This window comes from Massilia sp. IC2-278, from assembly GCF_020708045.1.
Taxonomy (GTDB): Bacteria; Pseudomonadota; Gammaproteobacteria; order Burkholderiales; family Burkholderiaceae_D; genus Telluria.
The window spans coordinates 111,679-136,309 of record NZ_JAJFES010000007.1; the positions used below are offsets into that span (position 1 = coordinate 111,679).

Below are 24,631 nucleotides of genomic sequence, written 5' to 3' on the forward strand. Positions count from 1 at the left end.
AAACCAGCTTACGCCGAGAACGACGAGCCGCAGCCGCAGGTGCTGGTGGCGTTCGGGTTCTTGATGACGAACTGGGCGCCTTCGAGGTCGTCCTTGTAGTCGATTTCCGCGCCGACCAGGTACTGGTAGCTCATCGAGTCGATCAACAATTGCACGCCGTTCTTTTCCATCGTGGTGTCGTCTTCGTTGACGATTTCATCGAAGGTAAAGCCGTACTGGAAGCCCGAGCAGCCGCCGCCCTGCACGAAGACGCGCAGTTTCAGGTCTGGGTTGCCCTCTTCTTCGATCAGTTGTGCCACTTTATCAGCGGCGCTGTCGGTGAAGACGATCGGGGTCGGGATGGTGTCAAAGTCTTGCACTTCGGCCACTGCAGTCATGGGATAAACTCCTGATTGGATTCAATTTATGCCCATTATAGACGGTTCGCGCCGGTCATGCTTCGGCCCTCGCCGCTTCTGCCAGATGGAACACCGGCTCGCCCGCCGGCTGGTGCGTGAGCTTGCCGGTCACCAGGGCGCCGCCGTGCATTTCGAGCAGCTTGTAATGGACATCCCCATGTATGCGGCCTTTCGGCTGCAATTCAAGTAGCTCGGTGGAATGAACGGAGCCGGCGATGTAGCCGTTCACCACCAGGTTGGCGCAGCGCACCTCGCCCTCGATGCGGGCATGTTCCGACACGATCAGCACGCTGTCGGGTCCCTCGCTTGCCAGCACGTTGCCATGGACCTCGCCATCGATGCGCAGGCCGCCGGAGAAACAGAGGTCGCCTTCGATGCGGGCGGCTATGCCGATCAGGCTGTCAATTTCGCTTTTCGCGTTGCGACCAAACATGGTGGCACCCCTGTAGGTTAGTAAAAGTTGCGGCGAGTAAATCAACCAGTGCATCGGCCAATTTACCGCCCTCAACAGTTACCACCTTGATCTAGCTCTTGTCGGGCAATGCCTGTAGGAATCACCCGACAGGGGTGCAGCGATGCTTACGGCAACAGGGCGATCTGCTGCAGACCGGTGGTCTCGTCCAGGCCGAACATCAGGTTCATGCACTGCACGGCCTGGCCCGAGGCGCCCTTCACCAGGTTGTCCTGCACCACCAGGATCACGACGGTGTTGGTGCCTTCCGGACGGTGCAGTGCCAGGCGCAACATGTTCGAGCCGCGGGTCGAGCGGGTTTCCGGGTGCGAGCCGAACGGCATGACGTCGACGAAAGCCGAATCCTTGTACTCGGCTTCGAACAGTCCCTGCAGCGCGGCGTTGTCGATGTCCTTCGTCAGGCGCGCGTACAGGGTGGCGTGCATGCCGCGGATCATCGGCACCAGGTGCGGGGTGAAGATCAGGCCGACTTTCTGGTCGGTGTAGCGCTGCAGCTGGGCCGAGGTTTCCGGGGTGTGGCGGTGGCCGGCCACGCCGTAGGCCTTGAAGTTGTCGCTGGACTCCGAGAACAGGGTGCCGATCTCGGCTTTACGGCCGGCGCCCGAGACGCCAGATTTGGCATCGGCGATCAGGCTGTCTGCCTCGATCAGGCCGGCTTTCAACAGCGGCACGAAGCCGATCTGCATGGTGGTCGGGTAGCAGCCCGGATTGGCGATCAGGCGCGCCTTCTTGATGTCTTCGCGGTTCAGTTCCGGCAGGCCGTACACGGCTTCCTCGATCAGCTCGGGCGCGGTGTGCTCGATCTTGTACCATTTTTCAAAGGCGGCGCGGTCCTTCAGGCGGAAGTCGGCGGCCAGGTCGATGACCTTCACGCCGGCGGCCAGCAGGGCCGGCGCCTGCGCCATGGCCACGCCGTGCGGGGTGGCGAAGAAGACCACGTCGCACTGGGTCAGGTCGGCCTTGTCCGGCGCCGAGAAGGCCAGGTTCACGCGGCCGCGCAGCGACGGGAACATGTCGGCCACCGGCAGGCCGTCTTCCTTGCGCGAGGTGATCGCGGTCAGCTCCACGTCGGGATGCGCGGCCAACAGCCGCAGCAATTCCACGCCCGTGTATCCGGTTCCGCCAACGATGCCAACTTTGATCATGTTCTATCCTCTGTAAAATAAGCGCCCAGCCGGGCCGAGGCTGCAATTTTAACAGCCTCACCGCATCGGCGCGGCGCGCGGTATGTCCGGCCCCTGGTGCTGGCATGCAAAGAATATTTGCATCCCGAGCCAATCTTGCAAATATTGCATGGCCGCTCCATCAGGTGCCGGTCAGGCGCTCCGCGTCGTGGACCGGCACCGGATCCATGGTCGACATCTTGCCGACGTAGTCGGCATGCTCGTCCAGCCAGCGCTCCGCGGTGGCCACGCCCAGGTCGTGCAGGTGCAGCAGGAAAGGCCATTCGGTATTGAACTTGCTCGACAAATCGAGCTGCTGGAGTTCCTCGTTGCCGCTGATCAGGTGCAGGCGCACACCGGCCGCGTGTACCACATTGCTTTCCTCGGCATCGACCAGGGCGCCCAGATGGCGGATGGCGCTCACCTCGCGCACGAAGCTGATGTTGAAAGCGATCTCGCTGGTGCGGCTCTGGATGTCGCTCATGGTCATCGGCAGGCCGGGCCGGGCAATCGGGTTGTTCTGGATGATGACGATGTCGGCCGGGCCATTGTCCACCAAGGGGGACAAGGAAGGATTGCCGACGAAGCTGCCGTCCCAGTAGGCCTCGCCGTCGATCACGACTGGCGCAAACACGTAGGGCAGGCAGGCCGAGGCGGCGATCATGCGCGCATCGAGCTCTTCGCGCCGGAACACCCTGCCCTTGCCGCTGCGGATGTTCGTCGCAGGAATGAAGAGGTCGATTTCCTCGCAACTGCGCACGCGCTCGAAATCGATCAGCGTGGCCAGCAGCGGCTGCATCGGGTTCATGGACAGCGGCGACGCCGGCGGCGCCAGCACGCCGGCCAGCAATTGCATCAGCTGGTAGCCAGGCGAGGTCGCGAGCGTGCCGCCGCCGGTGGCCCAGTCGAAGGGCGAAGGCCGCACCGGACTGACCATCGACGCGGCCGCGCTCAAACCGCGCCAGAAACGCTGCAGCGCAGCACGCGCGCCCTCGCGCCCGCCACCCCGGGCGTAACCGTCGGCCAGGACCGCCGCGTTGACGGCGCCGGCGCTGGTGCCGCTGATGGCGCCGATCTCCAGCCGCTCTTCCTGCAACAGGCGGTCCAGTACACCCCAGCCAAAGGCGCCGAAGGCGCCGCCGCCCTGGATGCCAAGGCTGATCCGTTTTACTCCTGTCGTCACAATCATGCTCCTGCAATATTAACACCGTCCAGCCTAGCTTGCGAAAACAGACGTGGCCGTGCGTTGCCGAACATTCGTGCCGAAACCAACAGTAAAAATTTTGCGGCGCACAAAAGGAGTGCGTAGCGTTTGAAAAGCAAGCAGAAATAAAAAAAGCCACCCGAAGGTGGCTTTTTTGTCCAGCAGTAAAGCAGCACGAAGGCCGCCCAGCGATTAACGCTTCGAGAACTGCTTGGCGCGACGTGCTTTACGCAGGCCGACTTTCTTACGCTCGACTTCACGGGCGTCACGGGTGACGAAACCGGCACGTGCCAGGTCGCCCTTGAGGCCTGCATCGTAGTCGATCAGAGCGCGGGTGATGCCGTGACGAACGGCGCCAGCCTGGCCCGACTCACCGCCGCCATGGACGTTGACCTTGATGTCGAAACGCTCGACGTTGCCGGTCAGTTCCAGCGGTTGACGGATGACCATCAGGCCGGTTTCGCGCGAGAAGTATTCGTTCGCAGGCTTGCCGTTCACGACGATCAGGCCGGTGCCGGCTTTGATGAACACGCGAGCGACTGCACTCTTGCGACGGCCGGTGCCGTAGTTGTAGTTACCGATCATGTCAGTTCCTTAGAGGGTCAGTGCTTGTGGTTGCTGTGCGGCGTGCGGGTGGGTGCCTTCCGCGTACACTTTCAGCTTCTTGATCATGGCGTAGCCCAGCGGGCCCTTCGGCAGCATGCCTTTGACAGCCTTTTCCAGGGCACGGCCCGGGAAGCGCTGTTGCATTTTCAGGAAGTTGGTTTCGTAGATACCGCCCGGGTAGCCCGAGTGACGGTAGTAGGTCTTGGCGGTAGCCTTGGTGCCGGTCACGCGCAGTTTGCCTGCGTTGACGACGACAATGTAGTCACCGGTATCGACGTGCGGAGTGAATTCCGGTTTGTGTTTGCCGCGCAGTCGGAGTGCCACTTCGCTGGCAACACGTCCGAGGACCAAGTCCGTCGCGTCAATCACGAACCAGTCGCGCTGGACTTCATGGCCCTTAGCGGAAAAAGTTTTCATGTTGACTTCCTAAATAGGTAAATTGCTCAAATGGTGGTTCCGCAAGGGTTACTGCGGACTCTGCCTTATTGTCTTTTCCAGAGCAAATGGAAAGCCGACGATCATACCGCGCTTTCCACACTAGCGTCAAGGCGGCAAGGTTCCGCTGTCGCATCCGCGCCCATCAAGCCTCGTGCCTGGTGAGCTTGCGCAAAGTCATGTTCCCTATGACAACTAGACTTGGCCAGGACATATGTATCCAAAAGTGTTCTTTAATGAAACTTTTGGGTTGACCGGCGAAACGATGCCAAATTAGTATGGATCAATTGTTAGAGGAGTTTTCGTGAAAATTCGATCCATCCTGCTTCCCCTCGCTGCACTGCTGTTGTCGGGCGCGGCCCAGGCTGCGCCGCCCGCATCGCCTGCAGCCAAGGCGGCCACGCGCAACTGCCACCTGCCCGGCACCGAAGATACGCTGCGCTGCCTGGCCGTCCAGGTGCCCCTCGATTACGCCAGGCCAGGCGGCCCCGGCATCAAGATCCACGTGACGGTGGCGCCGGCCTTCCGCGAAGCCGCGCGCACCGATCCGCTGTTCGTGCTCGCCGGCGGCCCCGGCCAGGCCGGCAGCGAAGTCCTGCCCCTGCTCTCGGCCGCTTTCCGGCGCGTGCGCGCCACGCGCGACATCGTCTTCATCGACCAGCGCGGCACCGGCCTGTCGGGCAAGCTCGATTGCGAAAGCCGCCCCGAACACGAGACCATGAGCGACGCCGAGCTCGAAGCCGAGGTGCGCGCCTGCATCGCGAAGAGCCGCGCGCCCTTCGGCGCCTACACCACCGCCGCCGCCGCGCGCGACCTGGAAGAAGTACGCAAGACGCTCGGCTACGGCAAGGTGAACGTCTGGGGCGGTTCCTACGGCACCCGCCTCGGCCAGGCTTATGCGCGCGCCTTCCCCGACAGCGTGCGTACCCTGGTGCTCGACGGCGTGGCCGCGCCCGACCAGGTGATCCCGGCGGGCGGGCGCGACGGCACCGCCGCGCTCGATAAACTGTTTGCCCAGTGCGCCGCGAATGCCGCCTGCAAGGGAGCCTATCCGAACCTGCGCGCCGAATTCGACGCCCTGGTGAAACGCACCGAGGCCGGCATCAAGCTCTCGATCGCCGACCCGCGCACCGCCGCGCCGGTCACCTTCACCATGACCGGCCAGCGCTTCCTCGGCACCGTCCACAACATCCTGTATTCGCCGGCCGACGCGCGGCGCCTGCCCTTCCTGCTGCACAGCGCCTACAACGGCCGCTGGGAACCCTTCATCGCGCGCCACAACATCGCCGGCGACTTCGCCAGCGACGGCTCCAGCGCCATGCTGCTGCACCTGGCCGTGGTCTGCGCCGAAGACGTGCCGCGCATGACGCCGGAACTGATCAAGGAAGACAACGCCCTGCTCACGCGTCCGCTTGCCGAGCGCATCCCGAGCCTGTGCAAGGACATGAAGGTGCCGGCCGTGCCCTATGCCGCGCCGGCGAAGATCGCCGCGCCGGCCCTGCTGCTCTCGGGCGCGCTCGATCCGGTCACGCCGCCGCGCCGCGCCGAACGCGCCGCCGAGTTCATGAGCAACGCGCGCCACCTGGTGGTGGCGAATGCCGGCCACGGCGTCTCGCAGCTCGGCTGCGCGCCGCGCCTGCTGCGCGAATTCCTCGACAAGCCGACCGAGAACCTGAACGCCAAGTGCCTGGCCGAGATCCCGGCCCCGACCTTCCAGCTCGGCAGCGCCGGGCCGCAACCCTGAATCGAGTTCCCCATGATCGAAGTACAAGACGTACGCAAACAGTTCGGCGAGGTCAAGGCCCTCGGCGGCGTGAGCTTCTCCGCGCGCGACGGCCAGATCACCGCCCTCCTCGGCCCCAACGGCGCCGGCAAGACCACCCTGCTGCGCACCCTGATCGGTCTCCTGAAGCGCGACCACGGCACCATTTCCATCGACGGCGTCGATCCGGAGCAGGACCCGCTCGCGGTACGCCGCAACATCGGCTTCCTGACCGACCAGTTCGGGCTCTACGAGCGCCTCTCCACGCGCGAATACCTGGCCTATTTCGGTGAGCTGAACGGCATGGGCGGCGCCGCGCTGGACACCCGCATCGACGAAGTCTCGGAGCTGCTGGGGATGGACGACATCCTCGAACGGCGCGCCAAGGGCTTCTCGCAGGGCCAGCGCATCAAGGTGGCCCTCGCCCGCACCCTGCTGCACCGCCCGCGCCACCTGCTGCTCGACGAACCGAGCCGCGGCCTGGACGTGATGGCCACGCGCGCCCTGCGCCACGCGCTCACCGCGCTGCGCGCCGATGGCTGCTGCGTGATCATGGCCACCCACGTGATGCAGGAAGTGACCCATTTGTGCGACGACGTGATCGTCATCGCCAAGGGCCATACCGTGGCCCAGGGCTCGCCCCAGGAACTGTGCCGCCGCACCGGCATCGCCAGCCTGGAAGACGCGTTCGTCAGCCTGGTCGGCACCGAGGAAGGAATCGCCGCATGAAGCCCAAGTTTTTAGTCGTCCTGATCAAGGAGTTGCGCGAGACCCTGCGCGACAAGCGCACCCTGGGCCTGCTGGCCCTGTTCACCTTCATGTACCCGCTGATGCTGGGCTTCCTGCTGAACAAGACCATCGACCGCGCCACCAAGCCCGAGCGCGACGGCATCGAGGTGGCCGTGATCGGCGTGGCCAAGGCGCCGACCCTGATGGCCCAGCTCAAGCAGCGCAACGTCACCATCATCGATACCGGCCCGCTCGACGAGGAAGGCATCGGCGAACTGCTGCGCTCGAAGAAGTATCCCGTGGTGCTGCGCCTGTCCGACAAGTTCACCGAGAACTACACGGCGATGCGCCCGGCGCGCGTGGAGCTGTGGTTCGACTCGGCCGACGAAAACTACACGCAGCGGCGCGAGGTCGAGGACGTGCTGCAGGCCTACGGCGCCAACGTGGCCAGCGCGCGCCTGCTGGCGCACGGCGTGTCGCCGGCGACGCTGGCGCCGATCCAGGTGCAGCGCTTCGACACCGGCACCAACGCCTCGCGCTCGGCCGGCTTCATCGGCAGCATCCTCGGCATCCTGTTCCTGCCGGCCTTTATCTGCGGGATGTCGACCGCGGTCGACATCACCGCCGGCGAGCGCGAACGGCGTTCGATGGAAGTGCTGATGGCGCAGCCGGCGCGGGCCTGGGAGCTGGTGGCCGGCAAGTGGCTGACGGCCGGCGTGCTGGCCATCCTCGGCGTCACGCTGGAACTGGCGCTGGCGCATGCGATCCTGTCCTGGATGCCGCTCGAGGAAATCGGCATGTCCTGGGCCCTGGCCTGGCCCGACCTGGCGCTGGTGTGCGTGGCCTCGATTCCGCTGTGCCTGTTCGCGGCCGGCCTGCAGATCGCGCTGGCGATGAACGCCAAGTCGTTCAAGGAAGCCCAGAGCCTGCTGAGCATTGCGATGCTGGTGCCGCTGGTGCCGGGCGTGGTGATCTCGATGATGGAACTGAAGACGGCCGACTGGATGTACATGGTGCCGATGCTCTCGAACCAGACGCTGCTGCGCGAGATGGCCAAGGGGGGCGAGGTCGGCCTGTGGCCGGTGGCGATGACCTTCCTGTCGTCGGCGCTCGCGGCGGCGGTGGCGGTGGCCTTTGCCAGTTGGCGCATGAAGAGCGAGCGTTACGTGCTGTCGGTCTGACGGGCCGCTTCCTCCTGCAAAACCAGGCCACCCCGGCATGCCGCGGTGGCCTGTTCTACAATGTGGGCAGACAAAACAGCGGAGAAACGCACATGGAAGTCAAAGTCAGCTGGAACGGCCCGTCGGGCATGAGTTTTCGCGCCGAGACCGGGTCGGGCCACACGCTCGCGATGGATGGCGCACCGGAAGCGGGCGGCCACAACACGGCGGCGCGCCCGATGGAACTGGTATTGGCCGGCACCGGCGGCTGCACCGCCTTCGACGTGGTGCTGATCCTGAAGCGCAGCCGCGAAGAGGTGCTGGGCTGCGACGTGACGCTGCAGGCCGAACGCGCCGAAACCGATCCGAAGGTGTTCACCCGGATTAACTTCCACTTCACGGTGAGCGGGAAGAACCTGAAGCCGGCGGCGGTGGAGCGCGCGGTGAAGCTGTCGCACGAGAAGTACTGCTCGGCGTCGATCATGCTGGCCAAGACGGCCGAGATCACGCATTCGTTCGAGATCGTCGAAACGGCGTAGTCCCGTAGGGTGGGCACTTGTGCCCACGCGGTACGGCAGATGCAAGTGTTTCAGTGTCCGGTAAGCCAGCGACGCTAGCAAGATCACATTGTCAGGTATTTACAGGCACGACTGCGTGGGCACGAGTGCCCACCCTACGGTCAGCGCCAACATGCAAACGGCGCCGCGGTACATCACACGTAATACGCGGTGGTGGTCATCACCTTCGCAAACGCCTTCATCGCCAGCTTGACCGGCACCGGCATCTCCGCTGCGCCGAGCGCCTGGGCCGCGGCGCCGTGGGCGATTTCATCGACGCGCATCTGTTCGACGATGGCGCGCGACTTGGCGTCCTGCACGGGCAGCAGGTCGAGGTGGCTGTTCAAATGCGCTTCGACCTGGCGCTCGGTCTCGACCACGAAACCGAGGCTGTTGGCGTCGCCCAGCTTGGCCGCCACCGTGCCCATCGCATAGGCGCCGGCATACCAGAGCGGATTCAATACGCTCGGCTGCGAACCCAGTTCCGACAGGCGCTGCGCGGTCCAGGCCAGGTGGTCTTCTTCCTCGCGCCCGGCTTCTTCGAACTGCTTGCGCATCTCCGGACTCATGGCGTGGCGCGCCTGCGAGTCGTACAGCGCCTGGGCGCACACTTCGCCGACGTGGTTCACGCGCATCAGGCCGGCGCTGTGGCGCGACTCGCGCTCGTCGAGCTCGCAATCGACGGCATGCGCCGCCGGGTTCAGGCGCGACGACGAGGCCACGCCGCCGACCACGCGCAGCGCCTTGTCGACGCCGACGATCAGCTGGTCGAGGGGACTGATAAAACGGTTCGCTAACATAATCATCCATTTATCGCGGCAAAACGCCATTATATGCCCGCCGCCGCCGCGCCTGCCGCGCCGCATACGCCCCCGCCCGCTCCAGCGGCGCACCCGCCCTGTCCCGCGTTTTTGCAATCCAGTCCGCCCAGTGCGCCGTGCGTCGCATCGCCCGCCCGACTCGGCCGTTATTGACTACAATGCAGGCGTCAAGAAGGCTTGGCGGAAATGCACATGTCCGTCACGCAAAAGCCCACCCCTGGAGTCCGCATGGAATTACGCATCCGCAATCTGTCCAAGACCTACGCCAATGGCGTGGTGGCCCTGGACAAGGTCACGCTGAACATCCCGCAAGGCATGTTCGGCCTGCTGGGGCCGAACGGCGCCGGCAAGTCGACCCTGATGCGCATCCTGGCCACGCTGCAGGAGTGCGATGCCGGTTCGGTCTTCCTCGACGACATCGACGTGCTCGACGAAAAAGACGAAGTACGGCGCATGCTCGGCTACCTGCCGCAGGACTTCGGCGTCTACCCGAAGGTCACGGCCTATGAATTGCTCGATCATTTCGCCCAGCTGAAAGGCCTGTCCCATAAACACCGCCGCCGCGAAGTGGTCGACGGCCTGCTCCAGCAAACCAATCTGTTCGAGGTGCGCCACCAGAAGCTGGGCACCTTCTCGGGCGGCATGCGCCAGCGCTTCGGCGTGGCCCAGGCCCTGATCGGCGACCCGCAGCTGATCATTGTCGACGAGCCCACCGCCGGCCTCGACCCGCAGGAGCGGGTACGCTTCCACAACCTGCTGTCGGACATCGGCGCCGACAAGACCGTGCTGCTCTCGACCCACATCGTGTCCGACGTGGCCGATCTGTGCGCGAACATGGCCATCATCCACAAGGGCCGTGTGCTGCTGTGCGGCGAGCCGCTGCGCCTGATCGAAGGCATCGAGGACTGCATCTGGTCGCGCTACGTCGACAAGGCCGACCTGCCGCTGTTCCAGAAGCAGCATGCGGTGATCTCGACGCGCCTGCGCGCCGGCCGCACCCTGGTCCACGTGTACGACGAGAACGATCCGGGCATGGGCTTCGAGCCGGCCCACGCCAGCCTGGAAGACGTGTACTTCGCCACCATCGCGGGCCGCTACGACGGCGCAGCCGGGAAGACCTGAACCATGGCCGCGCTGTACGCGATCGCCCGCTTCGAATTCCGGCAGCGCCTGCGCCAGCTGCCGACCTGGGTCTACTTCGGCGTCTTCGTGGCGCTGGCCATGCTGTGGACGGCCGCCGCCGGCGGCGCCTTCAAGGAGACCGTGGTCGCCTTCGGCGCGCGCGTGCTGATCGACGCGCCGCGCCAGGTGGCGCTGTCGAGCGCCTTCCTCGGCTGCATCGGCGTGGTCGTGATCGCCGCCGTGATGGGGCGCGCGGTGCAGCAGGACTTCGAGCACGAGATGCACCCCTTCTTCTTCAGCGCGCCGATCGGCAAGCATGCCTACGTGTTCGGGCGCTTCCTCGGGGCCTGGGCGGTGCTGGCCTTTGTCTTCGGCGGCATCGTGCTCGGCGCCTGGCTGGGCCGGCTGCTGCCCGGGATCGACCCCGACCGCCTGGGCGGCGCCAGCCTGGCGGCCTACCTCCTGCCCTGGCTGTTCACGCTGCTGCCGAACATCTTCATCTTCGGCGCGATCTTCTTCGTGCTGGCGGCGCTCACGCGGCGCATGCTGCCGGTCTATGTGGCCAGCATCGTGCTGCTGGTCGGCTACACGGTAGCGCCCTCGCTGGCGCGCGACTTCGACTTCAAGCTGCTCGGCTCCCTGATCGACCCCTTCGGCACCACGGCCCTGGTCACCCTCACCGAATACTGGCCCACCGCCGAACGCAATGCCCACCCGGTGCTGCTGGAAGGCGTGTACCTGGCGAACCGCCTGGCCTGGTGCGGCTTCGGCCTGGCGGTGCTGCTGCTCGGCTACTGGCGCCTGCACCTCACCGGCCCGCTGGAAAACCGCCGCAGCGAGCCGCGTGCGGACAGCCTCGCCACGGCCACCGATCCCGCAGCCGGCCCGGCGCAGGCCGCCGCCACGCGCGAGCGGCCCGACTTCGCGCGGCGCAGCCTGGCCCTGCTGCTGGCGAAGCAGACCTGGCTGCAGCTGCGCCAGTCGGTCGCCACCCTGCCCTTCGTGCTGATCACCCTGGCCGGCCTGGCGATGCTGGTGGCCGGCAGCTTCGGCATCGGCACCCTGCACGGCGCCAGCACCTATCCGGTCACTGGCCAGATGGTGGAGCTGGTGCGCGACGGCTTCGCCCTGTTCCTGCTGATCGTCACCACCCTGTATGCCGGGCAGCTGGTCTGGCGCGAGCGCGACGCCCGCAGCGCCCAGCTGTTCGACGCCCTGCCCCTGCCGGGCTGGCTGGCGCCGCTCTCGAAGACCCTGGCCCTGGTCGGCATGCAGGCCCTGCTGCTGGCGCTGGCGATGCTGACCGCGATGCTGTGCCAGGTTCTGCGCGGCTACTTCGCGCTCGAATTCGGCCTGTACCTGCGCACCTTCTCGATCCTGCTGCCGCAATGGGCGGTGCTGGCGGTGCTGTCGGTAACGGTGATGGCGTTGTGCAGCCGCAAATACGTCGGCTACGCGCTGCTGGTGGCGCTGCACGTGGCGGGCATGGTGACCGCGGGAATGGGGCTGGACCACGTGCTGTTGTCCGGCGCCTTCCCGCCGCTGTCCTGGTCTGGCATGAACGGCTATGGCCACCAGCTGCAGCGCGAGCGCATGCTCGAGCTGTACTGGGGCAGCCTGGCGCTGCTGCTGCTGGTGCTGGCCGTGGTGCTGTGGCCGCGCGGCGTGAACGCCGAATTCGGCAGCCGCCTGCGCCTGGCGCGCCAGAACCTGAGCCGCGGCGTGCTGGCCGCATTCGGCCTCGGTGTGCTGCTGTTCGGCGCCAGCGGCGCGCTGCTGTGGTACGAACTCGACGTGGCCGGGAACTACACGACCACGCGCGCCCAGGATGCGCGCCGCGCCGAATACGAAACGCGCTACCGGCGCTTCGCCGCCCTGGCCCAGCCGCGCCTGGCGGACGTGGCGCTGCGCGTCGACCTGCACCCGCGCACGCGCATGCTGGCGGTAGCCGGCAGCTACCAGCTGGAAAACGCCGGCACCGCGCCGCTGTCGGAACTGGTGGTCTACCAGCGCCCCGGCGCCGACCTGGCCGCGCGCCTGTCGCAGCCGGCGCGCCTGCTCGACGCCGACCGCGCGCGCGGCTTCTACCGCTACCGCCTGGACACGCCGCTGGCGCCGGGCGCGCGCCTGGCCTATGCGTTCCAGCTGAGCGCCGCGCCGGCCGGGCCGCTCGGCTTCGGCACCGACACGCCGGTGGCCGCGAACGGCAGCTGGCTCACCGACGACGACCTGCCGCGCATCGGCTACCAGGCCGCGGTGGAACTGAGCGACGAACGCGACCGCCGCCGCCATGGCCTGGGCCCGCGCGCCCGGCCCGCGGCTGCGGCGGGCGGGCAGCGCATCCGTTTCGAGGCACTGGTCACGACGAGCGTCGACCAGATCGCGGTGGCGCCCGGCGCGCTGGAACGCGAGTGGATCGCCGGCGAGCGCCGCCACTTCCGCTACCGCGCCGAACTGCCCATCCTGGCGCGCTACGCGATTGCCTCGGCGCGCTATGCGGTGCGCCACGAGCGCTGGCAGGACGTGGCCATCGACGCCTTCTACCAACCCGGCCAGGAAGCGAACGTCGAGCGCCTGGTGCGCGGCGCCAGCGCGGCGCTCGACTACGGCACGCGCGCCTTCGGCTCCTACCGCCTGCACGACCTGCGCCTGGTGGAAACGCCGCGCAGCGCCGGCCCGGCGCGCGCCTTCCCCGGCATGATCGCCCTGCCCGAGAACGGCGCCTTCATCGCACGCGCCGACGGCGCCGAGCGCGGCGAGATCGACTATCCCTTCTACATGGGCGCGTACAACACGGCGCGCCAGTGGTGGGGCCAGCAATTGACGTCGCCGAATGCGCTGCTGACCGATGGCCTGGCCGAATACACGGCCCTGATGACGCTGCGCCGCAGCCTGGGCTCGACCGCGATGCGGCGCTACCTGCGCCAGGACCTGCAAGCCTACCTGCTGGGCCGCGCCACCGCCACCGGGCGCGAGGCGCCGCTGGCGCAGGCCGGCACCGAGCCCTGGCTGGCGCAGCGCAAGGGCGGGCTGGCGCTATACCTGCTGCAGGACCAGCTGGGCGAAGACAGGGTGAATGCGGTGCTGCGCGATTTCCTGGCGCAGTATGGCGCAGAGGCGGGCGCGGATGCGGGTGCGGGCACAGGCACGGCCGCCGACCTGGTGGCGGACCTGCGTGCGGCGGCGCCGGCCGACAAGGCTTACCTGGTGCACGATCTGTTCGAGGCGGTGGTGTTGTACGAGAACCGCGCCGACAGCGCCAGCGCACGGCGCCGTCCGGACGGCAAGTACGAAGTGACCCTACACGCCAGCGCGGCCAAGCTGCGCACCGGCGGCGCGCTCGAGCAGCAGCTGCCGCTGGCCGACTACATCGAATTCGGCGTGGACGACCGCGACGGCAATCCGCTGGTACGCGACAGGAGGCTGGTGCGCGACCGTACGCTGGTGCTATCCTTTATCGTCGACGCGCAACCGGGACGTGCCGGCATCGATCCCGACCATAAACTCATCGACAAGAAACCGACAGATAATATGGTTCCTGTCGACAACGAATGATTCTCGATATATCATCCAAACCACTATTCACAGTGAGGTTATGATGTCGCCCATGGTCGCCGAAATTAGCGAAAAAATTCAACTGCTGAGCGCTGAAGAAAAGAACGAGCTGTTGCGCGTGCTATTGAAGGACGTCGACGGCGCCGACGAGGATGCCGACGAAGCCTGGCGCAATGAAGTGGTACGCCGCGTCAAGGCGATCCGGAATGGCGAAGCGGCGATCAAGGCGCTGCAGGATTGGCAGGAATAAGCGCTGTCGAAGATATTCGGATAATAAAAAACCGCGATGTAAAGATCGCGGTTTTTTTTCGTCTCGAGAATATGAATTGGTCGATATGGCGGAATATCCGGCGGCGCTGACCGTAGGGTGGGCACTCTGTGCCCAAGCGGAACGATGATTATCGGCGACGTCTCAATTCATCGAAAATAAGGCATACCGGCGGCGTGTCCAAAAGCGCATCGTTAGCGTTTCCATCCAATTCATGCGCCGCGGAGCGAGTCATGTCGGCCGCAGGCTCCGGACAAGCACGTAACCGCGTGGGCACGGAGTGCCCACCGTACGTTGATGTCAACAGTGACCGCATGGGTCACCGGATATCAACGATCGGACGCGAAACTACTTCTTCGCCGCGGTCGCGCGCTTGGCCGCCGGCTTTTTCGCCGCGACGGTTTTCGCCGCCGCCTTGGCCGCCGGCTTCTTCGTCACCTTGGTCTCGACCGCCGCGCCATCGACACCGGCCGCGTCGTCGTTGGCCGCCTTGCCCTTGGCCGCCGGCTTGGCCTTGCGCTCCTCGAACTCGAAGCTGATCTTGCCGTCCTTGCCGCGCGTCAGGTAAGCCTTGAATGGACGGCGGGTGCGCTGCGATACGAAGCCCGGCAGCAAATCGGTCTTGCCGTCGTTCAGCAGCTTGGCCATCTGCTCGGGCAGGATTTCCTGCTGCAGGATGATGCGGCCGCTGCGGAAGTCGCAGGTCTTGGGCTTGGCGACCTGGTGTTCGCACACGTAGGCCAGGCCCATCTCGTACACGCCGCCGGCGCACTTCGGGCAAGGTCCGAGCGGAGTCTGGCCGGTGAAGTCGACGCCCTCGCCTTCTTCGCCTTCGGCCGCGTCCTGGCCGAAATCGAATTCCAGCTTGAAGTTGTTGATGTCCTCGTCGCGCACGATGCGCAGGATCGCCGCGAACGGACGGCCCATCTTCGAGCGGAAGCCCTGCAGCGGACCGATGGTGCGGTTGGCCAGCAGTTCCTCGACCTCGTTGATCTCGAACTGGCGGCTGCCCGGGGTCTTGCTCATCGAGAAGTCGCACTTGGTGCAGGCGAAGCGGCGGTAGTTTTCCTTGACCACGCCGGCGCAGTTCGGGCACGGCGTCTGCAGCGTCGCGTACTCGCCGGGAATCGTGTCGTTGTCGTATTCCTTGGCGCGCTTGACGATGATCTGGGTCATCTGGGCGATTTCGCGCATGAATTCTTCACGCGAGATCTTGCCCTTCTCCATCTGCGACAGCTTGTATTCCCATTCGCCGGTCAGTTCCGGGGCCGTGAGTTCGTTCACGCCCAGGCCGCGCAGCAGGGTCATCAGCTGCGACGCCTTGGCGGTCGGGATCAGCTCGCGGCCTTCGCGGATCAGGTATTTCTCGGTCAGCAGGCCCTCGATGATGGCGGCGCGCGTCGCCGGCGTGCCCAGGCCCTTGCCGGCCATGGCGTCGCGCAGCTCATCCGAGTCGACCAGCTTGCCGGCGCCTTCCATTGCCGACAGCAGGGTCGCTTCCGAATAGCGCGCAGGCGGTTTCGTGACCAGGCCGTTCGCCGTGACCTTCTCGGTCAGCACCTTCTCGCCCTTGGCCACAGGGACCAGGGTGGCGCCGTCCTTGTCGTCGCCGGTCGTGTCCTTGCCGTAGATGGCCAGCCAGCCGGGATTGGTCATGACCTTGCCTTCGGTCTTGAACTGGTGGCCCGACACTTCGGTGAAGCGGGTCGTGACCAGGAACTCGGCCGGCGGGAAGAATACGGCCATGAAGCGGCGCGTGACCAGGTCGTACAGCTTCTGTTCCGGCTCGGACAAATTCTTCGGCGCCACGCCGGTCGGGATGATGGCGAAGTGGTCCGAGATCTTGGTGTTATCAAAAATGCGCTTGTTCGGCTTGACCCAGCCGTTCTTGCTGATCTGCTTGGCGAACTGGTGGTAATTGTTGTTCTCCGCCAGCGACTCCATGGTCGACTTGACGGTGCCGACATAGTCTTCCGGCAGATGGCGCGAATCGGTACGCGGGTAGGTCAGCACCTTGTGCTTTTCGTACAGCGCCTGGGCCAGGCCCAGGGTGTTCTTGGCCGAGAAGCCGAAGCGGCCGTTGGCCTCGCGCTGCAGGCTGGTCAGGTCGAACAGGGCCGGCGCCATCGAGGTGGTCGGCTTCGATTCCTCGGTGACCGTGCCCTGCTTGCCGCGGCAGGCGGCGGCGATGGAATCGGCGGCGGCCTTGCTCCACAGGCGCTCGGCGCGCTTTTCCGGATCGTTCTCGTCCTTCTTGAATTTCTGGTCGAGCCAGCGCCCTTCGTAGATGCCGGCGGCGCACACGAACTCGGCGCGCACTTCCCAGTAATCGCGCGGGACGAACTTCTTGATCTTTTCTTCGCGCTCGACCACGATCGACAGGGTCGGCGTCTGCACGCGGCCCACGGTTGTCAGGTAGAACCCACCCTCCTTCGAGTTGAAGGCGGTCATGGCGCGGGTGCCATTGATGCCGATCAGCCAGTCGGCTTCCGAGCGGCAGCGCGCGGCGTCGGCCAGCGGCAGCATTTCCTGGTCGCTGCGCAATTGCTTGAAGCCTTCGCGGATCGCGGTCGGCGTCATCGACTGCAGCCACAGGCGCTTGACCGGCTGCTTGGCTTTCGCATGCTGCGCGATCAGGCGGAAGATCAGTTCCCCTTCGCGCCCGGCGTCACATGCGTTGATGAGGGTGGTGACGTCCTTGCGCTTGATCAGCTTGTTCAGCACTTTCAGGCGCGACTCGGTCTTGGCAATCGGATTCAGCGCGAAGTGCGGTGGAATCATCGGCAGGTGGGTGAAGCTCCATTTGCCGCGCTTGACATCGTATTCTTCCGGCACCGCGATTTCCAGCAGGTGGCCGACAGCCGACGACAGGACGTATTCGTCGTTTTCGAAATACTCATCGTGCTTGGTGAAGCCGCCCAGCGTCTTGGCGATGTCATTCGCGACGGAGGGCTTCTCGGCGATGATGAGGGTTTTGGTCATAGGGTTTCTCGTCGTACTTATATTAGAGGTCGGGCCTGCGCATCATACATGCTCGAAAGCGGAACCTAGTGTCTTGATGGTAACAGTCTGGAATAAGCGGCCAATGATAAGCGCGTTATCGCGCAGTTCGCAAGTGGACTCTGCACCTCTGTTGTGCAGCGCAAGCAGATGCCGCGCCGAAACCGGGCGTACCGGCAACGGCCTGGCCGGGCCCGATGCACGAATGAAAGTGGGCGCTTTCCTACATGGGATCGGACACCATTCCGATAGAAGCGGCGCGGCCGTGCGCGCATGATCGCCCTGTTGGCGGATCGACCAGCCGCCGTTTTGATGGGAGGAAATGACCATGAGCCACAAACACAAAGGCATGGTGAACGAACACGGGCGCAGCGTCTCGCGCGAAAAAATGGTGCCGGTGGCCGAAGGCAGCCAGCAGGGCAAGGCGCCGGGCGCGGTTGCCGCATCGGCGCCGAACTCGCAGTCGTGGACGCCGAACTCGGAGCAGGGTACGGCCAGTAATTCGCAATCGGGCTCGCTCGGCGCCCAGCAACAGACCGTGGGCGGCGACCCCGACCGCGGGCGCGGCGTGGCATCCCAGGGCGGCGGCTGGAGCGCACGCCAGAAGGGCCAGCGCATGCAGGCGCGCGCCGAGGAAGAACGGCTGGGCATGTCGCAGCAGTCCGGCTATGGCGGGCTTGAGCAGGACCAGCGCGCCGGCTCGCAGGAGTCGGCCGGCGGACCGGCAGCCTCGAAGCAGACGAGCGTGAGCGGGTCGCAGAGCGGAGGACAGCCGAACCAGCCGTCGTCGGACTACAGCAAGGACAAGGGCAAGGGCAAATAAGCGCCTCGGCCATGGGCGGCCATGCCGCCCTTTTCTCTGCCTCACAATTAAATCGCTTGCTATCTAATTTTGCGCGATGTATATTGGACACATGACGAACAAGAACGCCACTGCCAAGGACGCTTTCCTCCGGCTCGACAACCAGCTGTGCTTCGCCCTGTACTCGGCCAACCTGGCGATGAACAAGGTCTACCGCAAGCACCTGGCCGAGCTTGGCCTGACCTATCCGCAATACCTGGTCATGCTGGTGCTGTGGGAAGACGATGGCCTCACGGTGTCCGAACTGGGCGAGCGCCTGTTCCTCGATTCGGCCACGCTCACGCCCCTGCTCAAGCGGCTGCAGGCGGCCGGGCTGGTGAGCCGCGAACGCGGCGTCGAGGACGAGCGGCAAGTGCTGGTGCGTCTCACGGCGGAGGGCCGGGCGCTGCGCAAGGAGGCGAAGTCCGTGCCGGAAAATGTGTTCTGCGCCACGGGTTGCCAGCCAGAACAGCTGCAGGCCATCCGGCGCGATCTCGAACAATTGCGCGCGAGCTTGTCCGAACATACGGAATAACACCCTGCCCTGCACCCGGAGCGACAGCCAGGGTGCGGCAGCAAGCGTGTGGCTAATTAGATAGCGCACGATTTAATCGACAGCGATACGGTTACGTGGTCCGCCGCTGCATCTTGTCCACCACGCTTTGGAGAAAAACATGTCCGTCGAAAAAGTTCTTTACCGTGCCACCGCCACTGCCACCGGAGGCCGCGATGGCCGCGCCGTCTCGTCCGACCAGCAGCTCGACATCGCCTTGGCCACCCCGCGCGAACTCGGCGGCGCGGGCGGCGCCGGCACCAATCCCGAGCAATTGTTCGCCGCGGGCTATGCGGCCTGCTTCATGGGCGCGATGAAGTTTGTCGCCGCCAAAGACAAGCTGGCGCTCCCGGGCGACACCACGGTCCAGGGCCATGTCGGCATCGGCCCCATCCCTACCGGTTTCGGCATCGAAGTGACACTCGATATCTCGGTTCCGGGCCTGCCGCGCGAGGCCGTGCAAGCGCTGGTGGAAAAGGCCCACGTCGTCTGCCCTTACTCGAACGCGACCCGCGGCAACATCGACGTGACCCTGAACGTCTTGTAAGCACCAAAGAAAACGGCCTGCTGGAAAGCAGGCCGTTCAGGATACGGTAGCGAGACAGGCTGTATCGGTTCAGTGCAGCAGGCGCGGCGCCTGTTCGTCGTCGGAACCGAACCAGTCGTCGAACATCAATGCGTCGGGCTCCTTGCCCTGGCTCCACATCAGCATCAGGACGATGATCTTCAGCTTGCTCAGCGTGACCGGCGATTCGTCGACCGCGAGTGCGCGCTCGATGATGATTTCGCGCTGCACCGGGCTGATGAGACGGGCGCTTTCCAGGAACTGGATGAAGCCGATCGCTTCGCTGCCGAGTTCGAGGTATTCCTCGTCCACGTAGTAGCGGGTGCCGGTGGAGGCGACCACGTCGGCCAATTCCTCGGCCGCCATTTCGTTAAGACCCGTGAGCCAATCGATGGCCTCGCAGATCTCGAAGTCGTCGAAGCCGACGGCGGAGAGTTTGCGTGCCAGTGCAGCCGGCTCGGGGCAGGCTTCGGGACGATAGTACGTCTCGTAGAGGTAGACCAGGATGTCGAACATAGTGACGCTACTGTAGCAGCTAAGCTCGCAAGGGCACAAGCTTGCCGCGCGCGCAGGCATCGCGTGCGCGAAATTCGTCGTTTTTCGGCCTTATCGGTTCGTATAGCTGTCTGACCAATTGTCGAGTTTGCGTTCCTATCGGACATGCCAATGCGCATATTCAAGAACGCATTCATGCCACCACGCGTTGCACCTTTCCGCCCGGCAGGCGCTCGAGCAAACCGGCCATTTCCAGCGCCAGCAATTCCAGGCTGAGGGCGCCGACCGTGCTGCCCGAACGCAGCAGCAGCGTGTCGATGTCGACCGGCCCGTGACCCAGGTGGCCGAGCAGACCGAGACAGCTTGTCTCGGTCGGCATGGGAGCGGCCAGCTCGGGCGCCAGTGGCGAGATCCGCAAGGATTCGAGAATGTCGTTCGCCGAGTCCACCAGGCGCGCACCTTCGCGTATCAGCTTGTGGCAACCCTTGGCGAGCGGCGCGTGGATCGACCCGGGCAAGGCAAACACCTCGCGCCCCTGTTCGCCTGCCACGCGCGCCGTGATCAGGGAGCCGGATTTTTCCGCCGCTTCGACCACCAGCACGCCGGCCGACAGCCCGCTGATGATGCGGTTGCGTCTTGGGAAGTTACCCGGATTGGGTGGCGTGCCGAGTGCGAATTCGCTGACCATGCAGCCGTCGCGCGCAATGCGTTCCGCCAGTGCGCGGTGGCGCGTGGGATAGGATAAATCGGCGCCGGTGCCGACCACGGCGATCGTCGAACCGCTGCCTTGCAGCGCGCCTTCGTGCGCGGCGCCGTCGATGCCCAGCGCCAGCCCCGACACGATGCAGACGCCCGCGCGCGACAGGCTCGCCGCGAAACTGCCGGCGTTGGCCTTGCCCTGGCTCGTGGCATTGCGGGCGCCGACAATCGCCAGCGCCGGCCGCGCCAGCAATTCGCGGCGCCCTCTAATATAGAGGAGTAAGGGTGGGTCGGGAATGTGGGCGAGTCCGTCCGGGTAGTCCGGTTCGCCCAGGACGACCAGCGCATGCGCGGGGTGGTCGAGCCAGGCCAGCGTGGCATCGCGCAATTCCATGAATGCGGCGGATGGCGGTTCGCACAAGGCGCGTGCGGCGGACGCCGGTACATGCGCAGCCAGCGCCGCATACCCGGCAGCGAAAATGGCGCGCGGCGAACCGAAGGCGCGCAGCAGGATGTGCGCGCCGCGGATCCCGACCCCGTTCGCCTGTTCGAGGCGCAGCCAGTCGGAGAGGTGCGCAATGCGTTCGGCGCTGCGATGGTCGCTGCGGCTGGCGGTGGTGGGGTCCGTGTCCTGCACGGTGGATTTACTCCGGTGATTTCGCCACGTCGCCGACTTCCACCGGCGCCGTTACTTGCATGATCAGGCCGTAGGAAACGCGCCCGAACACTCGGAAGATGAACAGGCTGCCATACTGCTCATCGGGAAGCTTGATCTTCGACCTGCCGATTCCGAGGAAGCCCCTGCGGCCTTCCGGGTCCGGCACCGTCTTCCCGAAATGATAGAGCTGCAAAACGGCGCCGACGTCGAGTCCATCAATCGAACCACGATTGACAGTCACGACCTGGCTCTGTCCGGCGTGGGTCACGCCCGAATAGATCGACATCACGCGCGCATCGACCGGGCGCTGCGGCGCATGCGGCACGTAGTTGCGCACGGCCGGCGGCGGCGCCGGCACCAGGCGGTCGCCGACACCCATTTCGCTGACCGAGCTCGATACCGTGAAGGTGTGCACGTCGACACCGGGCGTGGCCGCCTTGACCAGCGACACGGTGCCGACGTAGGTGGCCTCGTGCGCCAGCACGGCGCCGGTCTGCGGGTCGCGCAAGGCGCCGCCCGGGCGGAACACCTGGAAACTGGTGGCGCCGTTCAGTTCCCCGCGCACATACAGGCGGTCGCCGGCGCCGAGGTAGACACGGTTTTCTTCCGACGCCGCAATGCGCGGCGCGCTTGCCAGCTGGTTTTTCTCGATGATCAGGGGCTGGGTCAGGTAAGGCTCGATGACGCCGGCCGGGATCGACTGGATCGCGTCGTTTTCCAGGCCCGCGCTGCGCACCTGCGGCGACAGGCGCAGCACCGGCGGCTCGCCGCGGCCGTCGCCCTCGCCCGGTTTGTTCAGCGACAGGCGCCCGGTCTTGCGGTCGAAGTAGACGATCTGGCCCGGATAGATCCAGTGCGGATTGCGGATCTCGTCGCGGTTCATGCCCCAGACCTGGGGCCAGCACCAGGGGTGTTCGAGGAAGGTGCCGGAAATATCCCACAGGGTATCGCCCTTGACGACGCGATGCTGGTCGGGGGCATTCGGCTTGAAGGCGCATTCGGCTGCCTGGACGGGGCCCGCCACGACACACGCGACGAGCACCGCCGCTGCAGCGCGGGTCACGACTGTGCTAAAATTTTTCATTGAAGACGTCCGTAAAGTGCGGCATTGAGACGGAATTTGACACTGGCTGCGCCCGTCAACCCGGACAGCCGCGGCGCAAGAGACAACACGGCTGATCCCTCCCCGACCGCCAGGCGGATTGCGAAGAGTTGCCGAACTGAATCAAATTCTGCCCATAAATCCTTGAACTAGCAAGATAAACCGCGTGCCGTGCCGGCGTGCTTCCGGGGGACCGTGTTGCATTCCTGCCCGTGCGCCGCTTATTTTTGCCGGTGCGTCGTGCTTTGCCGCCCGCATCCCTTAATCCTTATTCAACTGTTACCCCTTACCCTCTTATGGCCCTCCTGACTATCCTGCGCTATCCCGACCCACGCCTGCATAAGATTGCCCAGCCGGTGAGCGAATTCGGCGAGCGTCTTGCCACGCTGGTGGCCGACATGGCCGAAACCATGTACGACGCGCCGGGTGTCGGCCTGGCCGCGACCCAGATCGACGTGCACGAGCGCGTGGTCGTGATCGACGTCTCGGAAACCCACGACCAGCTGCTGGTCTTCGTCAACCCGGAAATCACCTGGGCCAGCGAAGAAAAGCAGGTCTACGACGAAGGCTGCCTGTCGGTGCCGGGCATCTACGACGGCGTCGAGCGTCCGGCGCGCGTGAAGGTGCGCGCCCAGGATGCGAAAGGCGCATTTTTCGAGATGGAATGCGAAGGCTTGCTGGCAGTCTGCATCCAGCACGAAATGGATCACCTGATGGGCAAGGTCTTCGTGGAATACCTGTCGCCGCTGAAGCGCAACCGCATCAAGGCCAAGCTGCAGAAGGAAGAGCGCGGCATGGAACGCGAAGCTTCGCTGCGCGCCGCCGGCCGCCGCCACTGAGGCGCCGCGCATGAAAGTCGTTTTCGCCGGCACGCCGGAGTTTGCCGCTGTCGGCCTGCGTCAATTGATCGCTGCCGGCTTCGAGATTCCCCTGGTGCTGACCCAGCCCGACCGCCCGGCCGGGCGCGGCATGCAGCTGCAGGCGTCCGCCGTAAAGCAAGTGGCGCTCGAGCACGGCATCGCGGTGGCGCAGCCGCTGTCGCTGCGCATGGACAGCAAGGACCCGCAGCGCGCGCTGGAGGCGTCCGAAGCCCACGCTCGCTTGAGCTCGCTCGATTATGACGTGATGGTGGTGGCAGCCTATGGGCTGATCCTGCCGCGCAGCACGCTCGACATCGCGCCTTGCATCAATATCCACGGCTCCCTGCTGCCACGCTGGCGCGGCGCCGCGCCGATCCACCGCGCGATCGAAAGCGGCGACCTGGAAACCGGCGTGACCATCATGGGCATGGAAGAAGGACTCGATACCGGGCCGATGATGCTGATCGAGCGCGTGGCCATCGAGGATGCGGACACCACCGGCAGCTTGCACGACAAGCTGGCGGCGCTGGGCGGCACGATGATCGTCGAGGCGCTGCGCCGCATGGAACGCGGCGAACTGGCCTCGACGCCGCAGCCGGAAGCGGGCGTGACCTATGCTGCCAAGATCGCCAAGGAAGAAGCGAAACTGGACTTTGCGCTGCCGGCGCTGGACTTGTGGCGCAAGGTGCGGGCTTTCAATCCCTTCCCTGCGGCGCAAGGCACGGTGAATGGGACGGTGATCAAGATCTGGAACGCGCAGCTGGCCGAGGGTTCCGGGCCGGCGGGCAAGGTGCTGTCGGCAAGTGCGCAGGATGGCATCGTGGTTGCCTGCGGCGAAGGTGCGCTTCGTCTGTTGGAGTTGCAAAAGCCGGGCGGCAAGCGTTTGCCGGCGGCGGAGTTCCTGAAGAGCTTTTCGCTTGAAGGGCAGATGTTCGTTTGATGCGCATCGTGCGTATCGTGCGGATGTGATGCCGACGTAGGGTGGGCACTCCGTGCCCACGCGGAAGCTTGCGTCATATTTGCCGATGAGCGCGGCGACAACACATTCATCCCATCTCACGCGTTCGCGGCATGCCCGGGACGCCGTTAGCACGACACAAACAATCGGGTTTTTACGGCGCCAACACGGTGTCGGCTTCCGCGTGGGCACGGAGTGCCCACCTTACGGCCATCGCTAGCGCCAACCATACCGCTCACCGCTGCGGCTGAGTCGACCGCCAAAATCTTTACCACCAAATGAAAAACGCGCCCTCGGGCGCGTTCGATGACAATTAATTGCCTGCTTGCGCAGCGCGCTGCGCATCCATGTGCTCGCGCAAAACTTGATTGATGCGGGTCTGGTAACCTGGACCGGCCGCCTTGAACCATTCCAGCATGTCGACGTCAAGGCGGATCGTCACGATCTGCTTCACGCCCACCGGCTGCTTCTGTGCTGCAACATGGTTTTGCACCACTGACTGATCCCAATCGGGTTCGTACTCTTTGTTCATGCAATCATCCCGTCTCTTTAAAACGTGCCACATTCCTTATGGCATTTATTTATTGTCGTCGCTGTATGTATCCGCAAAATTGCTAAATGGCCGGGTTTTGTAACGTCGTGTAACAA

General features: G+C 65.1%; 24 protein-coding genes. 12 read left to right on the plus strand and 12 right to left on the minus strand.

Annotation, left to right across the window (positions count from 1 at the left end):
• Positions 1–8: 8 nt before the first annotated feature.
• The 6 genes from erpA to rplM form a co-directional block, all read right to left on the minus strand.
• Positions 9–377, minus strand: a complete 369-nt coding sequence (erpA, locus tag LK540_RS15260) for an iron-sulfur cluster insertion protein ErpA (RefSeq protein WP_229438156.1) — start codon at positions 375–377, stop codon at positions 9–11.
• Between the two features lie 55 nt (positions 378–432).
• Entirely contained in the window at positions 433–831 is a 399-nt protein-coding gene (locus LK540_RS15265) for a polymer-forming cytoskeletal protein (protein WP_229438157.1), read from the minus strand.
• Positions 832–977: 146 nt separating this feature from the next.
• Complete coding sequence (gene argC / locus LK540_RS15270) at positions 978–2,015, minus strand: N-acetyl-gamma-glutamyl-phosphate reductase (RefSeq protein ID WP_229438158.1); 1,038 nt, start codon at positions 2,013–2,015, stop codon at positions 978–980.
• A 160-nt stretch (positions 2,016–2,175) separates the two neighbouring features.
• Positions 2,176–3,216: a patatin-like phospholipase family protein gene (locus LK540_RS15275; protein WP_374041367.1), complete on the minus strand. Its 1,041-nt coding sequence runs from the start codon at positions 3,214–3,216 to the stop codon at positions 2,176–2,178.
• A gap of 213 nt (positions 3,217–3,429) precedes the next feature.
• Positions 3,430–3,822, minus strand: coding sequence for a 30S ribosomal protein S9 (rpsI, locus tag LK540_RS15280; protein WP_027865814.1), 393 nt, complete (start codon positions 3,820–3,822; stop codon positions 3,430–3,432).
• A gap of 9 nt (positions 3,823–3,831) precedes the next feature.
• Complete coding sequence (gene rplM / locus LK540_RS15285; protein WP_229438160.1) at positions 3,832–4,260, minus strand: 50S ribosomal protein L13; 429 nt, start codon at positions 4,258–4,260, stop codon at positions 3,832–3,834.
• Between the two features lie 322 nt (positions 4,261–4,582).
• On the opposite strand from rplM, the gene LK540_RS15290 reads away from it, so the two are divergent.
• From LK540_RS15290 to LK540_RS15305, 4 genes are all read left to right on the plus strand, one after another.
• Entirely contained in the window at positions 4,583–6,022 is a 1,440-nt protein-coding gene (locus LK540_RS15290; protein WP_229438161.1) for an alpha/beta fold hydrolase, read from the plus strand.
• Between the two features lie 12 nt (positions 6,023–6,034).
• The gene (locus LK540_RS15295; protein ID WP_229438162.1) at positions 6,035–6,769 is read left to right on the plus strand and encodes an ATP-binding cassette domain-containing protein; all 735 of its coding nucleotides are present in this window, start codon (positions 6,035–6,037) and stop codon (positions 6,767–6,769) included.
• A complete protein-coding gene (locus LK540_RS15300) occupies positions 6,766–7,950 on the plus strand; it encodes an ABC transporter permease (RefSeq protein ID WP_229438163.1) in 1,185 nt (394 codons plus the stop codon). The genes LK540_RS15295 and LK540_RS15300 overlap by 4 nt, the downstream gene beginning before the upstream one ends.
• A 92-nt stretch (positions 7,951–8,042) precedes the next feature.
• Positions 8,043–8,468 carry an OsmC family protein gene (locus LK540_RS15305; protein ID WP_229438164.1) on the plus strand — a complete coding sequence of 142 codons (426 nt, stop codon included), beginning with the start codon at positions 8,043–8,045 and terminating at the stop codon, positions 8,466–8,468.
• A gap of 173 nt (positions 8,469–8,641) precedes the next feature.
• Here LK540_RS15305 and coq7 read toward each other — a convergent pair whose 3' ends face one another.
• Complete coding sequence (gene coq7, locus LK540_RS15310) at positions 8,642–9,286, minus strand: 2-polyprenyl-3-methyl-6-methoxy-1,4-benzoquinone monooxygenase (protein ID WP_229438165.1); 645 nt, start codon at positions 9,284–9,286, stop codon at positions 8,642–8,644.
• A gap of 249 nt (positions 9,287–9,535) precedes the next feature.
• On the opposite strand from coq7, the gene LK540_RS15315 reads away from it, so the two are divergent.
• The 3 genes from LK540_RS15315 to LK540_RS15325 are packed head-to-tail and all read left to right on the plus strand — an operon-like array spanning position 9,536 to position 14,234.
• Positions 9,536–10,429, plus strand: a complete 894-nt coding sequence (locus tag LK540_RS15315) for an ABC transporter ATP-binding protein (RefSeq protein ID WP_229438166.1) — start codon at positions 9,536–9,538, stop codon at positions 10,427–10,429.
• Positions 10,430–10,432: 3 nt separating this feature from the next.
• Positions 10,433–13,984, plus strand: coding sequence for a hypothetical protein (locus LK540_RS15320; protein WP_229438167.1), 3,552 nt, complete (start codon positions 10,433–10,435; stop codon positions 13,982–13,984).
• A 52-nt stretch (positions 13,985–14,036) separates the two neighbouring features.
• Positions 14,037–14,234, plus strand: coding sequence for an addiction module protein (locus LK540_RS15325; RefSeq protein ID WP_229438168.1), 198 nt, complete (start codon positions 14,037–14,039; stop codon positions 14,232–14,234).
• Positions 14,235–14,600: 366 nt separating this feature from the next.
• Here LK540_RS15325 and LK540_RS15330 read toward each other — a convergent pair whose 3' ends face one another.
• Entirely contained in the window at positions 14,601–17,234 is a 2,634-nt protein-coding gene (locus LK540_RS15330; RefSeq protein WP_229438169.1) for a DNA topoisomerase III, read from the minus strand.
• Positions 17,235–17,580: 346 nt separating this feature from the next.
• Between LK540_RS15330 and LK540_RS15335 the strand changes: the two genes are divergently transcribed.
• From LK540_RS15335 to LK540_RS15345, 3 genes are all read left to right on the plus strand, one after another.
• Complete coding sequence (locus tag LK540_RS15335; protein WP_229438170.1) at positions 17,581–18,075, plus strand: hypothetical protein; 495 nt, start codon at positions 17,581–17,583, stop codon at positions 18,073–18,075.
• Positions 18,076–18,166: 91 nt separating this feature from the next.
• On the plus strand, positions 18,167–18,628 hold the full coding sequence (locus LK540_RS15340; RefSeq protein ID WP_229438171.1) for a MarR family winged helix-turn-helix transcriptional regulator: 462 nt from the start codon (positions 18,167–18,169) through the stop codon (positions 18,626–18,628).
• Between the two features lie 139 nt (positions 18,629–18,767).
• Positions 18,768–19,193 carry an organic hydroperoxide resistance protein gene (locus LK540_RS15345; RefSeq protein ID WP_229438173.1) on the plus strand — a complete coding sequence of 142 codons (426 nt, stop codon included), beginning with the start codon at positions 18,768–18,770 and terminating at the stop codon, positions 19,191–19,193.
• Positions 19,194–19,262: 69 nt separating this feature from the next.
• On the opposite strand, the gene LK540_RS15350 is transcribed toward LK540_RS15345, so the two are convergent.
• The 3 genes from LK540_RS15350 to LK540_RS15360 form a co-directional block, all read right to left on the minus strand.
• Entirely contained in the window at positions 19,263–19,727 is a 465-nt protein-coding gene (locus LK540_RS15350) for a DUF494 family protein (protein ID WP_229438174.1), read from the minus strand.
• 172 nt (positions 19,728–19,899) lie between these two features.
• The gene (gene dprA, locus LK540_RS15355) at positions 19,900–21,042 is read right to left on the minus strand and encodes a DNA-processing protein DprA (protein WP_229438175.1); all 1,143 of its coding nucleotides are present in this window, start codon (positions 21,040–21,042) and stop codon (positions 19,900–19,902) included.
• A 7-nt stretch (positions 21,043–21,049) separates the two neighbouring features.
• Positions 21,050–22,147, minus strand: coding sequence for a LysM peptidoglycan-binding domain-containing protein (locus LK540_RS15360; RefSeq protein WP_229438176.1), 1,098 nt, complete (start codon positions 22,145–22,147; stop codon positions 21,050–21,052).
• Between the two features lie 314 nt (positions 22,148–22,461).
• On the opposite strand from LK540_RS15360, the gene def reads away from it, so the two are divergent.
• Together def and fmt are read left to right on the plus strand one after the other, a co-directional pair.
• Positions 22,462–23,004, plus strand: coding sequence for a peptide deformylase (gene def / locus LK540_RS15365; protein WP_229438177.1), 543 nt, complete (start codon positions 22,462–22,464; stop codon positions 23,002–23,004).
• Positions 23,005–23,014: 10 nt separating this feature from the next.
• Positions 23,015–23,965, plus strand: a complete 951-nt coding sequence (fmt, locus tag LK540_RS15370) for a methionyl-tRNA formyltransferase (protein WP_229438178.1) — start codon at positions 23,015–23,017, stop codon at positions 23,963–23,965.
• A 331-nt stretch (positions 23,966–24,296) separates the two neighbouring features.
• Here the strand turns inward: fmt and LK540_RS15375 are convergent, their stop codons facing one another.
• A complete protein-coding gene (locus tag LK540_RS15375) occupies positions 24,297–24,515 on the minus strand; it encodes a BrnA antitoxin family protein (protein WP_229438179.1) in 219 nt (72 codons plus the stop codon).
• Positions 24,516–24,631: the final 116 nt, after the last annotated feature.